15 protein-coding genes are annotated in these 12,503 nt (G+C 37.7%); 9 read left to right on the forward strand and 6 right to left on the reverse strand.

Annotation, left to right across the window (positions count from 1 at the left end; genetic code table 11):
* Positions 1–121 precede the first annotated feature (121 nt).
* Entirely contained in the window at positions 122–589 is a 468-nt protein-coding gene (locus CZ487_RS06965; RefSeq protein WP_077211402.1) for a DUF420 domain-containing protein, read from the forward strand.
* A 40-nt stretch (positions 590–629) separates the two neighbouring features.
* On the opposite strand, the gene ytvI is transcribed toward CZ487_RS06965, so the two are convergent.
* Positions 630–1,688: a sporulation integral membrane protein YtvI gene (gene ytvI, locus CZ487_RS06970; protein ID WP_077211403.1), complete on the reverse strand. Its 1,059-nt coding sequence runs from the start codon at positions 1,686–1,688 to the stop codon at positions 630–632.
* 86 nt (positions 1,689–1,774) lie between these two features.
* Positions 1,775–2,134, reverse strand: coding sequence for a YugN family protein (locus tag CZ487_RS06975; protein WP_077211404.1), 360 nt, complete (start codon positions 2,132–2,134; stop codon positions 1,775–1,777).
* A gap of 255 nt (positions 2,135–2,389) precedes the next feature.
* On the opposite strand from CZ487_RS06975, the gene CZ487_RS06980 reads away from it, so the two are divergent.
* A complete protein-coding gene (locus CZ487_RS06980; protein WP_077211405.1) occupies positions 2,390–2,824 on the forward strand; it encodes a CBS domain-containing protein in 435 nt (144 codons plus the stop codon).
* 84 nt (positions 2,825–2,908) lie between these two features.
* On the opposite strand, the gene CZ487_RS06985 is transcribed toward CZ487_RS06980, so the two are convergent.
* Entirely contained in the window at positions 2,909–3,382 is a 474-nt protein-coding gene (locus CZ487_RS06985; protein WP_077211406.1) for a PaaI family thioesterase, read from the reverse strand.
* Between the two features lie 168 nt (positions 3,383–3,550).
* Here CZ487_RS06985 and CZ487_RS06990 point away from each other — a divergent pair, with 168 nt between their 5' ends.
* On the forward strand, positions 3,551–3,955 hold the full coding sequence (locus tag CZ487_RS06990) for a YlbD family protein (RefSeq protein ID WP_077211407.1): 405 nt from the start codon (positions 3,551–3,553) through the stop codon (positions 3,953–3,955).
* A 12-nt stretch (positions 3,956–3,967) separates the two neighbouring features.
* A complete protein-coding gene (locus tag CZ487_RS06995; RefSeq protein WP_077211408.1) occupies positions 3,968–4,210 on the forward strand; it encodes a YlbE-like family protein in 243 nt (80 codons plus the stop codon).
* 328 nt (positions 4,211–4,538) lie between these two features.
* Here the strand turns inward: CZ487_RS06995 and CZ487_RS07000 are convergent, their stop codons facing one another.
* Entirely contained in the window at positions 4,539–5,774 is a 1,236-nt protein-coding gene (locus CZ487_RS07000; RefSeq protein ID WP_077210804.1) for an IS110 family RNA-guided transposase, read from the reverse strand.
* A gap of 616 nt (positions 5,775–6,390) precedes the next feature.
* Complete coding sequence (locus tag CZ487_RS07005; RefSeq protein ID WP_077210804.1) at positions 6,391–7,626, reverse strand: IS110 family RNA-guided transposase; 1,236 nt, start codon at positions 7,624–7,626, stop codon at positions 6,391–6,393.
* Positions 7,627–8,239: 613 nt separating this feature from the next.
* On the opposite strand from CZ487_RS07005, the gene CZ487_RS07010 reads away from it, so the two are divergent.
* The 3 genes from CZ487_RS07010 (at position 8,240) to CZ487_RS07020 (ending at position 9,596) form a co-directional block, all read left to right on the forward strand.
* Entirely contained in the window at positions 8,240–8,668 is a 429-nt protein-coding gene (locus CZ487_RS07010; protein ID WP_077211409.1) for a hypothetical protein, read from the forward strand.
* 62 nt (positions 8,669–8,730) lie between these two features.
* Positions 8,731–9,168, forward strand: a complete 438-nt coding sequence (locus CZ487_RS07015; protein WP_077211410.1) for a YlbF/YmcA family competence regulator — start codon at positions 8,731–8,733, stop codon at positions 9,166–9,168.
* 152 nt (positions 9,169–9,320) lie between these two features.
* Entirely contained in the window at positions 9,321–9,596 is a 276-nt protein-coding gene (locus CZ487_RS07020; RefSeq protein WP_077211411.1) for a YlbG family protein, read from the forward strand.
* Positions 9,597–9,641: 45 nt separating this feature from the next.
* On the opposite strand, the gene CZ487_RS07025 is transcribed toward CZ487_RS07020, so the two are convergent.
* Complete coding sequence (locus tag CZ487_RS07025) at positions 9,642–10,031, reverse strand: DUF7147 family protein (RefSeq protein WP_077211412.1); 390 nt, start codon at positions 10,029–10,031, stop codon at positions 9,642–9,644.
* Between the two features lie 163 nt (positions 10,032–10,194).
* Between CZ487_RS07025 and CZ487_RS07030 the strand changes: the two genes are divergently transcribed.
* A complete protein-coding gene (locus CZ487_RS07030; protein WP_077211413.1) occupies positions 10,195–11,625 on the forward strand; it encodes a stalk domain-containing protein in 1,431 nt (476 codons plus the stop codon).
* 306 nt (positions 11,626–11,931) lie between these two features.
* Complete coding sequence (gene rsmD, locus CZ487_RS07035; protein ID WP_077211414.1) at positions 11,932–12,480, forward strand: 16S rRNA (guanine(966)-N(2))-methyltransferase RsmD; 549 nt, start codon at positions 11,932–11,934, stop codon at positions 12,478–12,480.
* Positions 12,481–12,503: the final 23 nt, after the last annotated feature.

Here is a 12,503-nt window from a genome sequence, read left to right on the forward strand (position 1 = left end):
GTGTCGAATTTAGCAATCTTTGCCGATGTCTTTAAATGTATATTGCAAACAATCTACTTGTCCAATAGAATGAACATAGAAGTATTAGGAAGCTTAGATTTGAGAATGAGAGGATTTTAAGATGAACTTTGCAGTACCTATCTTACCTACAATTAGTACTACTTTTATTGTCCTGAGTGCGATCACAGTCGCGATAGGATGGGGTCAAATTCGTAAACGTAAACTTGAGGCACATCGGAAAACAATGACATTAGCGGCCGTTTTTGCGATTATCTTTTTCATTATTTATGCCTCAAGAACTATTTTCATTGGGAATACCGCATTTGGTGGTCCTGATGATATTAAAATTTATTATACAGTTTTCTTGATTTTTCATATTATCCTTGCGACAGTTGGAGCAGGTTTGGGTATCACTTCATTAGTATCTGGTTATAAAAATAACTTAGCTCTTCATAAAAAATTAGGGCCGATTACAAGTATCGTATGGTTTTTTACTGGTATTACAGGAGTAGCTGTTTATTTGCTGCTTTATGTATTTTATCATGGAGGAGAAACAACATCGGTTATTAAAGCAATCTTAGGATTTTAGAATATAAAAAGCGCTGCATCTGAGCAGCGCTTTTTATATTCTAAATTTTAAAGTTGAATTTTATTATATTCGCTTCTTTAGCTGTATTGAAGGCGATTAGCAGCAATGGTCCAATGATAAAACCTAATATTCCAAGTAATTTTAAGCCTAAATACATAGCGATCAGGGTGGCTAGTGGCGATAAACCAATGTGGCTTCCCATTACCTTTGGTTCAACGGTTCTTCGAATAACAAGCAAAATTGCAGCTAGGACAGCCAATTGAGTTCCTAAAGCGATATTTCCAGTTATTAAATGGAATAGTGCCCAAGGTCCAAGGATAACGATCGAACCTATAATTGGGATAAAATCAATAATCCAAATAATCAGTGACATGACAAGAGCTAAATCAGGTGCAATAAAATACAATCCGATTAGGGATACAAAGAATATAATCACACTTACCAAGAATTGAGCTTTAAAAAAACCAAAGACAACATAGCCTAGTTTCGATGACATGAAATTGACTTTTTGTGCTGTCTTGTCAGTTAGAAGGTTGTAAAAACCCTCACGTAATCTAGGTAACTCTAACAAAAATAGAAACAATGCAATTAAATAAACGACAAAGCTGACTAAATAATTAGGGATATTTGTTAATAACGCTTTTACATTATCTATATTCACATAAGCAATCAATTCGTTTTTAGTAGTATTAAGAAACGTTTGAACTTGTTGACTAATTTCAACAACAACTTCTTGAGGGACATCCTTTAAAGCTGTTGCGAAATCTTTTTCAGCTTTTAGCCATGCTCTTGTAATTTCATTAATATAATAGGGAGAATTCTCTACTATTTTAATGGCTTCTGTGACTACTTTTGTAGTAATAAAGTAGCCGCTGATTCCAATGAAAAATAAAAATATTAGAAAAACAATTAAAACTGATAAGTGGCGATTTATTTTTGATTTCCCCTGTAGAAACTTCACGAGTGGATGTAAAAATAAGGCAGTGATAAAGGCTAAAATTAATGGTATTGAAACAGGCAGAATAAAATAAAGAAGGATTACAGCTAATACAACGACAATTGCAGTAATAAAAAAACGTTTTGAAAATAATCCAGACAAGTTATAGCTCCTTTCAAAATCAATGAAGTTAGTCTTAGATAAAGAAAAAAGACCCTATGAATATGAATAGGGGCTTTTATTCTATGTTAAGCAACAAAATTTTCAATCTCTGCTTTAACGTCAGTTAATATTTTTTCACATTGATTAACTAAAGACTTAGGGAAAGTTTCACCTTCACCATATTCAACACCATGAGGATAGTAGTGTTTGCCAAGCAGTGGTGTAAGCAGCTGAATTACAGCACGATGTGAACCTACATCACCTTCAACTGCATAACCTAGTACTCGCAAGTAGAAAACGCCTTCTTTTAATTCGAATTTGCGGTCGTAAGCAACACGTTCGTAATCCCATTGTTCTGCACGAACTAAGCCATGTTCTGACATTACATCATCTAGGCGATTTAAATCAGCTTTAAAATTTTCATACCCTAAGTTTTCAAACTTCATATTGGTCCCTCCTATATCGTTCCCGTAAATATGTTATGTAGAGTATATAAACAAATAATCTCAAATCTAATAATAGTGGAAAAACGACAAAGTTGCAACGACAACATACAGAAAAAACCTAGAGACAAGTTGAGTTTGTTAATATGAATAGTTTTGTTTTGAAAGGAAAGTATAACTACATGTAAATTACTTACAAAAGTAATAATAAACTCATTTTTAAAAAGTGAAGTAAATACAACTTTGGGAGGTAGAGTAATGGAAAAAGTTCATGAAATTATGACTACAGATGTTGAATGTTGTACATTGCTAGATAATATGTATGAGGTAGCTGTTAAAATGAAGGAATGGGATGTGGGGGCCGTCCCGATTGTTGATAATGATAAGTTAGTTGGTATGATTACTGACCGTGATATTGTTCTTCGCGGAGTCGCAGAAAAGAACCCTGGTTCAACAAAAGTGGAAAAGATTATGAGTAGTGAGATGATTACGATTTCTCCTGATGCAACTTCAGAAGAAGCCTCCGCTATAATGGCAGAACATCAAATTAGAAGGCTGCCGGTAGTTGAAAGTGGGAAACTAGTCGGCATTGTCTCTTTGGGGGATTTTGCCGTTAGAAAGCTGTCCGATGAACAAGCTGGAAGAGCTCTTTCGGAAATTTCTGAGCATGGAAATGGTCAAGTTCAGCATTAAGATTCGTTAGCATTGTTATCCATTAATAAGACAAGCATTTTACTAATTGTAAGTGCTTGTCTTGTTTATTTTATACAACTTAGATTATTTTCTTTTTATAATGAAGAAGCTGCCTGTGGCTTGGGCGATTTTTTGACCGTCTGAACGGAATACATCAGCTGATAACAGCATCGTTTTAGCACCTTGATGGTCAATTCTTGCTTTACATGTGATGGAATCGCCTATCCCAGGGGCAATGTACTGAACATTTAATTGTGTGGTAACTCCCGCCTGGTCACGAGGAAGGATAGTATGTATTAATCTTCCCATTGCTGCATCAATCATAGTAGCCGTAACACCGCCATGTACAATATCTAACGGATTATTAACGAGAGGGTTTAAAGGCATTGTTAGTTCGCATGTATTGTCTACTACTTCACCTTCCAAATGCAGAATTTCATCCATGTAAATAAAGGGTTTATTATTTAATCCTTCTAAGACATGTTTTAATGCCTGTAAATCACGCTGGGATCCTTCACTCAATAACTTGTCAACAAGTGCCATTATTTCGTTATTCATTTTGTGTCACCTTTCTATTCCATTTATAACTTATATTATCATAACATTCAGTAAATTAGTATATAAAAAAGAAGGCCTATCGCAGCTATATTTAATTTAAAGCTATCACCATTTTATGTGTTCATCATATCGTATCATAGGCGATTGTTTTAGTAAGAGGTGATATTAATGTCAAAGAAGAAACTTCATCCCTCTGTTCAAAAGTTCAAAGAATTTGTAAAAGAACACCCAAATTTAATTAAAGAAGTTAGAGCTGGTCATTTTACTTGGCAAGAGTTGTACGAAGACTGGTATTTGCTTGGGGAAGAAGACGCTCGCTGGGAACCATATAAAGAAGGAAAAGGTCACAAAACTGAAGTGAAAAAGGAAACATCAAAAGAGTGGTTTCCACAAATTTTAGGTGCCATTAAAAACATGGACCCAAATCAAGTGCAAGGTCATATTGCGAATTTAAGTCAAGCATTAGGTGCAATTCAAGGAGTGATTTCCCAGTTTCATAATGGAAACCAAGAAGTGAAAAATCAAGGTGGAGAACCTAAAATAACGCATCCTTTTCATTTTAGAAAAGATTAAAGAGGGATCACCATGAGGAAAGACATAATCGAATACATCCGTCGTCAAAAACAATTGCAACAATTTTTGCATGATCAACCGCATTGGTACAGGAGGTTAGCGCGGAACCCAAATGAACTGCAAACATTTGAAATATCTGCACTTCATTATTATAAGAAGACAATCCCGCATCAAGTTGAAAGGATTTCAAATGGTGTTCAAATGGCTTCCATGATGATGAGCATGTTCCAGGCAATGAATAATGGGCAATCATAATAAGCGGCTTTCTATCTAAATAGAAGGCTGTTTTTTTTTATTTCAAGCGTTGTTTCGTAAGAGTAAAAATTAGAAAGTAGTAAACAATATGAATCATACACGTTCAGGCGTTAGTTGTCGAAGATAGGATCGTTTACATACGAATTTAAAATAAAGCCCAGTGGTAATATGTCAAGCACTAAAATTCAATGAATTGGAAATTAATATTGTCTTTCATTGAAAAGTGTTTAAAAAAGAGTATACCTAATAAACCTCACACTATTTTCAATTTTTTACCAATACTTTCAAGTGTGAAGCTGGGTGTTTGAAAGGGTGTGAATGAGAAGTTTTAATCTCTCCTTTCGGGTGGTGTGTACAACTGATTGGTGCGTAGTAGCGAAAACACCAATCGTACCAGTTTTCTTGCGGTTAAGACGAGAGCGCGTTTGTGTTTATGTTTTGGAACTTCATCGTACTTCTTTGTGTAAAAAGCTTTATATTCAGAGTCGTACTTTCGGATCTTATCGGCAGCTTGAATAAGGTAGTAACGCAGGTATTTATTACCTGTCCTCATTCTAGCCGTTTCCTGGGATTCGAATTCGCCTGATTGGTTCTGGTTCCATACCAAACCTGCATATTTCGCTAAGGCATGATGATCTTTAAATCGCTTTATATCGCTAATTTCAGCTATCAACCCTGCCGCATAAACGTCTCCAATTCCTTTTACAGACGTTAGGGTTTGCGGTATGCCTTTCATTAACTTGGCAATTTCTTTATCCAGACGCTTTACCTGTGACTCGATATGTTGAATGGTACTTAAAGTAACAGACATCGAAATATTTACGGGGTCCTGCATAGCCTTATTCAGCCGGTAAGATGATCTAGCCAACTTTTGAAGGTATTTTGCGATTTCCTCTGGCTTTTCAAATCGGTTTTTTCCTTTATCTTGCAGGAACTCGACGAGTTCCTCGAGGCTCATTTCAGCGATCGTTTCGGGCTCTAGTTCCTCCATGACAGCCATACTCGTAGCTCCGAATTTATCTGAAAATGGATTATCCTGTCTCAGTCCACTGAACTTTAAAAAGAGCTGGTTAAGGAAATACGTTTTATTTCGGGCAATCTCCCGCATAAAATGAAACCTTGTTCGCGTTAAGCGCTGAAGAGCTTCATATTGTATGGCATCTTTCATTTGGGCTGGCAGTCGGCCAAAGCGCAAGTGGTCAGCGATGACCCAGGCATCTATGCGATCGTTTTTTACAAGAGAATCATACCCTTTTTTGAAACGAGCGACTTTTCTCGCATTTAGTACGTAGATAGAGGCTTGAAACTTAGGTTCATAGCCTTTCATTTGGTCTTGTAGATAATGGGCAAGGTGCCAACTGTAAAGATCAGTGGCTTCCATCCCAATCTTCAATTGGTTGGCCTGACTTTTTTCCGCAGTTTCTAGCATTCGTTTGATCAGGGTTTCGGCCCCGGTTTGATCATTAGAAACAGAAAAGTCGGCGAGTGTGGACCCGTCCTCCTTCATGAAATGGACATGATGGGACTTCAAGCTTACATCTACACCAACAAGCATTTGTGACATACCAATCACCTCCAGTATGTAAGTTAATCAAGAACGTTCAGACCTGGGTGCCCACGGGAATCATCGATGTCTTCCTCGTCATCAGCACTCAAAGAAAAGAAGTCCATCATGAGCGCTACACTCACTTCTTTTACGGCGGCGCAACCAGTGGTTAGACCTTCAATAATGAACCATGGGTAGCAGGCTTATGAAGCAGTACACCAAAGTGTCCGCAAGGGGGAGAAGCAATATCCTGATACGATCCTGTCGGTTCCATTGTCCCATGAGCAGGTCTATGAACGCTATAAAAAAATGACGGAGTAAAACGCTGGAGCTTCCTCCATTCTCCGCCATTTCTCGATATTCAGTTAAAGGCATTTCAAAGAAGCAGTAGGGAAACTATCCCCCTGCGAAATAAGAACAACACATTAATCTATTATTGATAGTTTGAACTTTACCTCGGCTTCCCCATCAGGTGGGTGAAACAAGGGTAAAACTAAAATATTTAAGATGGGGAAGCCGAAAGGCTAACCTTGATAACCTATAGGAATCTAGAGTGAATTTTAGAGGATCCGGATCAACTGGAAATTCTTCTAGAAAGAGCTCTTACTAGTACTATACGAGGGGGANAGAAGTTTTAATCTCTCCTTTCGGGTGGTGTGTACAACTGATTGGTGCGTAGTAGCGAAAACACCAATCGTACCAGTTTTCTTGCGGTTAAGACGAGAGCGCGTTTGTGTTTATGTTTTGGAACTTCATCGTACTTCTTTGTGTAAAAAGCTTTATATTCAGAGTCGTACTTTCGGATCTTATCGGCAGCTTGAATAAGGTAGTAACGCAGGTATTTATTACCTGTCCTCATTCTAGCCGTTTCCTGGGATTCGAATTCGCCTGATTGGTTCTGGTTCCATACCAAACCTGCATATTTCGCTAAGGCATGATGATCTTTAAATCGCTTTATATCGCTAATTTCAGCTATCAACCCTGCCGCATAAACGTCTCCAATTCCTTTTACAGACGTTAGGGTTTGCGGTATGCCTTTCATTAACTTGGCAATTTCTTTATCCAGACGCTTTACCTGTGACTCGATATGTTGAATGGTACTTAAAGTAACAGACATCGAAATATTTACGGGGTCCTGCATAGCCTTATTCAGCCGGTAAGATGATCTAGCCAACTTTTGAAGGTATTTTGCGATTTCCTCTGGCTTTTCAAATCGGTTTTTTCCTTTATCTTGCAGGAACTCGACGAGTTCCTCGAGGCTCATTTCAGCGATCGTTTCGGGCTCTAGTTCCTCCATGACAGCCATACTCGTAGCTCCGAATTTATCTGAAAATGGATTATCCTGTCTCAGTCCACTGAACTTTAAAAAGAGCTGGTTAAGGAAATACGTTTTATTTCGGGCAATCTCCCGCATAAAATGAAACCTTGTTCGCGTTAAGCGCTGAAGAGCTTCATATTGTATGGCATCTTTCATTTGGGCTGGCAGTCGGCCAAAGCGCAAGTGGTCAGCGATGACCCAGGCATCTATGCGATCGTTTTTTACAAGAGAATCATACCCTTTTTTGAAACGAGCGACTTTTCTCGCATTTAGTACGTAGATAGAGGCTTGAAACTTAGGTTCATAGCCTTTCATTTGGTCTTGTAGATAATGGGCAAGGTGCCAACTGTAAAGATCAGTGGCTTCCATCCCAATCTTCAATTGGTTGGCCTGACTTTTTTCCGCAGTTTCTAGCATTCGTTTGATCAGGGTTTCGGCCCCGGTTTGATCATTAGAAACAGAAAAGTCGGCGAGTGTGGACCCGTCCTCCTTCATGAAATGGACATGATGGGACTTCAAGCTTACATCTACACCAACAAGCATTTGTGACATACCAATCACCTCCAGTATGTAAGTTAATCAAGAACGTTCAGACCTGGGTGCCCACGGGAATCATCGATGTCTTCCTCGTCATCAGCACTCAAAGAAAAGAAGTCCATCATGAGCGCTACACTCACTTCTTTTACGGCGGCGCAACCAGTGGTTAGACCTTCAATAATGAACCATGGGTAGCAGGCTTATGAAGCAGTACACCAAAGTGTCCGCAAGGGGGAGAAGCAATATCCTGATACGATCCTGTCGGTTCCATTGTCCCATGAGCAGGTCTATGAACGCTATAAAAAAATGACGGAGTAAAACGCTGGAGCTTCCTCCATTCTCCGCCATTTCTCGATATTCAGTTAAAGGCATTTCAAAGAAGCAGTAGGGAAACTATCCCCCTGCGAAATAAGAACAACACATTAATCTATTATTGATAGTTTGAACTTTACCTCGGCTTCCCCATCAGGTGGGTGAAACAAGGGTAAAACTAAAATATTTAAGATGGGGAAGCCGAAAGGCTAACCTTGATAACCTATAGGAATCTAGAGTGAATTTTAGAGGATCCGGATCAACTGGAAATTCTTCTAGAAAGAGCTCTTACTAGTACTATACGAGGGGGATTCATATGAGAAAAACTAAGAGTAAATTTCTGTTATTAAATCTTTTCATGCTTTTATTAACAGCATGTCATAAGGATTTGCCAGAACCAGAGGCAAAGTCAAAAGTTATCCCAATGGTTTCCGTTGAAACTAGTCAGGATGTACCGGTGGTTGGGAGAGAGGACAATCAATCATTTTCAGTCCAACACCACGTTAAAAACCAAAATGTCTTTGTGGAGTGTATGATTCCAAATTTCTCTTTTAGAGAGCATCATAAAAATAAAGGGAAAATGGTTCTATATGTTGATGGTGAAAAAAAGGAAGAAATCAAAACAGCCGCCTTTATTATAAAAGGTCTAACACCAGGAACGCATAAAATTAAACTTTCTGTCTTCAAATCAGACAATGATCAAACGGCATCCATGGAAAAGGAATTTACAGTAGACATCCCATAGTAAGTATTTAACTTCGCTTTTGATTTCATTTCATGGTAAACTATAAGCGGAGGTGAGCTAGCTTGCTTGCTACGATTGAAAGAATGGAAATACTAGATAGAGCTGAATTCCTTTCAAAAATGATTTTACAATCCGATGTGGTTGAATATTACTATTTTTGTTTAAATAAATTAAAGTCCAATAAAGAAACACAAAATAAGATAAAAGCTTTTGTAAAGATGAAAGAACTTTACGAAGAGGTTCAAAGATTTGGAAGGTATCATCCTGACTATAAAAAAGTCATGAAGGAAATTCGTGAGTTAAAACGAAATATGGACCTGGATGAAAATGTGGCCGAATTTAAGAAAGCTGAAAATGACCTGCAAGCATTGCTTGATGAAGTTAGTGTGATTATCGGCGGAGCCGTATCTCCTCAAATAAAAGTACCTACAGGAAATCCCTTTTTTGATTCAAGCTGCGGCGGCGGATGTGGATCCGGCGGCAGCTGTGGTTGTGCATAAAAGGTACAAAGGAAGGTTTAGACAAAAAATAAGTCTAAACCTTTTTTTCCTTTTTAAGGGAAATATGTGGTTTAGGTCCTTACTTTTCATTGAAAAAAAGCGTTTTCTTTGCTAGACTAAAAAAAATAGGTGTTTATGAGGGGAAAATGAGTATGCTAGGGCAACGTCAGGGCATTATTGTTTGGCTTTATTCACTAAAGCAAGCCAAAATGCTAAGGAAATTTGGAAATGTTCATTATGTTTCCAAGCGGTTAAAATATGTCGTACTATACTGTAATCTAGAAGATACAGAAAGGCTTATGGAAAAAATACAATCCTATTCATTCGTTAAAAAAGTTGAACCATCGTTTAAACCTTTCTTAAAAATGGAGTTTGAAAACTCCAAGCCAGATAAGGCAAAAGAATATGACTATCGAATGGGAATCTGATTTTGTAAAGGGTGGAGCTTAGGCTTCACCCTTTATATTTTAGGGCTACTGTAGCGGCGGTATAAAGCGGTTCATCCTCAATATACCGATTAAATACTGATAGTAAAGATCTTTTTCAGAAAATTGCTTTGAGGGTTTGACTGTTAATTCAATGATATTTTTTCCAAGTTCTTCACTTAAGGAAGCAAATAGGTCATAGCGCTTGTTTGGGTTGGCAATTGGATTTGGTATCCCTTCTCTGCATATATATATCGGTTGGAAATCACCAGGATCAGTGGGATTAAGTACAATGGCTAATGAAATTACCTCTCGTCCTTCGATCTCAGTATTTAATGCCATCATATGTGCGAGCCTGTGTTGATTTGCTTTTGCTAAATGGATTAATTCATAAAGGTCTGAATAACCTTCTCCCAGTTCGATGAAACGTTGAATCACAAAAATCACCTCCAGTTTGTCCCTTACGTTTGTATCAACCCATACTTTACCATGTTTTATTCTAGAAAATAAAGTCATTATCATGAAAATCTAGATTTCATATGACGGATTTTTGTTCATCTGGTATTGTATTGATATATAAATGTTTTAGGGGAGAATGCCGATGTGGAGGATATCATTTTCGACATTGATTATTTTGATTTTCCTCATTTGGGGCATGTTGTTATGGCAATGGAACACTTATGTGAACCAAAGTGCTTCTACAAATGGTGAGTTAAATGAAAAAGCGTCTCAGCATATAAGTATAGAGACTAATCATAATCAACTTCAGATTACACAAAAGGTTAACGGTATTATACCAGGAAAAACCTATACGGTTCTCGTTCCTGAAACGATTTCAGAATGGGTTTGTTTAAACGAAGATGGTACAGACTGTATGTCTGAGGAGGAAGATCCGTTTTCTATCTTTACGGAGGAGTCGACTTTATCGCTAATCTATAGAATACAATTGAATAATAAAAGTTCAGCATTTTTACTTCATGATTGGATCGTACAATTACATAATGTCCATATGAAGGAGACCACAATTGAACTTGTAGATCTGTCAAAAAGGGAAGGCTCCTGGGCAGCGGGGCTTCCGCTGAAAGCTTATAAGGAGCTAAATTATATCGATTACTATGTTTTTTCAGGTGAAGAGAGGAATGCCTCTATTTATTGGCAGCCAGATCCGCTGTTTGGAAAGAAATATCAAGATATTCAGGTATATTATTCTGGTGAAGATAGAAGTTTGCCATCCCGTTCATTTGAATTACTAAACATTCTTCCAGCTTCACCGGTTTCTGCAATTGTTCTTTCTGACCTTCACCCTGAAGCGGCTGGACAAGGCCTGCTCGTTCTAAGTCCTGGATTGAGTACAGAAGATATGGAAAGAAAAGTGGTTTATCAATACTTTTTTAACAGATTCGATCCCCTTTCGGAAGAGGAAATATGGTTAGTAGATCTTCTTGCCTCGGCGGCAATGGGGAAAGATGCTAACACAATAAAAGGGAATGAGCTTATTCAAGAGTTGAAGGGGAGATTATCATCTGATGAATGGACTCAGTTTGTTCAGGGCGTTTTAGATGCAGAAACACTTTCTGTTCAGAAATTGGATGAGATACTTGGCTCATTAAAAGGTAAACAAACCAGCTATTTTTCATTAAACAGAAATCAAAATTCGAAGCTGATTCCACTTTATTATCTTGATTTAAGGGAAATTCTTATTAAGGACACCGTCTTGAAGGATCAGCATGCTATTCTTGTGAGGGATGAATTGTATTTCCCTTTTATTGAATCGATGAATAATCTAGGTTTTAATATTCATACATTAGGAAGCCAGGATACCATTCTTATTAATAAAGACCATAATCGTTATCGATTCTATGTCGATCAAAACATTTTTATTTATAATGAAGAGGATTACGGACTTCTTGAAAATCCATTGATCATGATTGATGGAAGAGTTTATATGAAAGATAAATGGTTGGATTCGTTGTTTCAAGTAGAAATTACCGAAGGAGAAACACAAATAAAACTTTCTTTATTAGAAAAATAAAAGAAAACCCTGCAGAAATAATTCAGCAGGGTCCTTCCATATCCTAAAAAGGAAAGAAGGCAAAGGGAGAGGAGAAACCGGAGGAAGAACTTATGGGGAAACGTAAGTCTTCTCCGCGGTTGGCAACAACATCCTCGAATAGATGTTGTTAATAACATTATTTCCATATTAAATTTCAATATACATATTTTAGGATAATTTTTAAGAGAAAAGTTGGAAATCGCTTTCAAAAATGGGTTGGCTACTGTCTTTTAGTTGTGGTAGGATTATGAGAGAAGTTTACAACTTGATTGTGGTGATTAATACATGAGAGTGGTTTCCGGAAAATATAAAGGAAAATCATTGAAAGCAGTACCAGGTAATTCAACTAGACCAACAACGGATAAAGTGAAAGAGGCGATATTTAACATCATTGGTCCGTACTTTGATGGCGGGATTTGTCTTGATTTGTTTGCCGGAAGCGGCGGTTTGGGGATAGAAGCTATCAGCCGTGGTGTCGAGAAGGCCATTTTTGTAGATCGAGATGGAAAAGCGATTGGAACGATTCGTGACAATATTAAAACATGTTCCCTTGAGGATGTCACAGAAGTTTACCGAAATGACGCAGCAAGAGCCCTTAAAGCAATCATAAAGCGTGAACTAGCTTTCGATTACATCTTTCTAGATCCGCCTTATGCTAAACAGCAGCTAAAGGATATTCTTGAGACAGTTGACTCTCACTCGCTTCTTAAGGAAAATGGGGTTATTGTCTGCGAACACGGTACGGATGTGAAATTACCAGCCGTGGTCGGCCGGCTGCAGCAAGTAAAATCAGAGACATATGGCATCATTACTATTTCGATCTATACTTATTAAAAATTTATACATACAAATTCATT

Origin of the sequence: Robertmurraya dakarensis (genome assembly GCF_900156875.1) — a bacterium.
Lineage (GTDB): Bacteria > Bacillota > Bacilli > Bacillales > Cytobacillaceae > Robertmurraya > Robertmurraya dakarensis.

Excerpts from the sequence above, each read along its gene's own strand:
- CZ487_RS06965 (WP_077211402.1), top strand. The coding sequence starts at position 122 with ATGAACTTTGCAGTACCTATCTTACCTACAATTAGTACTACTTTTATT.
- CZ487_RS06975 (WP_077211404.1), bottom strand. The coding sequence starts at position 2,134 with ATGAAGTTTGAAAACTTAGGGTATGAAAATTTTAAAGCTGATTTAAAT.
- CZ487_RS06980 (WP_077211405.1), top strand. The coding sequence starts at position 2,390 with ATGGAAAAAGTTCATGAAATTATGACTACAGATGTTGAATGTTGTACA.
- CZ487_RS06985 (WP_077211406.1), bottom strand. The coding sequence starts at position 3,382 with ATGAATAACGAAATAATGGCACTTGTTGACAAGTTATTGAGTGAAGGA.
- CZ487_RS06990 (WP_077211407.1), top strand. The coding sequence starts at position 3,551 with ATGTCAAAGAAGAAACTTCATCCCTCTGTTCAAAAGTTCAAAGAATTT.
- CZ487_RS06995 (WP_077211408.1), top strand. The coding sequence starts at position 3,968 with ATGAGGAAAGACATAATCGAATACATCCGTCGTCAAAAACAATTGCAA.
- CZ487_RS07000 (WP_077210804.1), bottom strand. The coding sequence starts at position 5,774 with ATGTCACAAATGCTTGTTGGTGTAGATGTAAGCTTGAAGTCCCATCAT.
- CZ487_RS07005 (WP_077210804.1), bottom strand. The coding sequence starts at position 7,626 with ATGTCACAAATGCTTGTTGGTGTAGATGTAAGCTTGAAGTCCCATCAT.
- CZ487_RS07010 (WP_077211409.1), top strand. The coding sequence starts at position 8,240 with ATGAGAAAAACTAAGAGTAAATTTCTGTTATTAAATCTTTTCATGCTT.
- CZ487_RS07020 (WP_077211411.1), top strand. The coding sequence starts at position 9,321 with ATGCTAGGGCAACGTCAGGGCATTATTGTTTGGCTTTATTCACTAAAG.
- CZ487_RS07030 (WP_077211413.1), top strand. The coding sequence starts at position 10,195 with ATGTGGAGGATATCATTTTCGACATTGATTATTTTGATTTTCCTCATT.
- rsmD (WP_077211414.1), top strand. The coding sequence starts at position 11,932 with ATGAGAGTGGTTTCCGGAAAATATAAAGGAAAATCATTGAAAGCAGTA.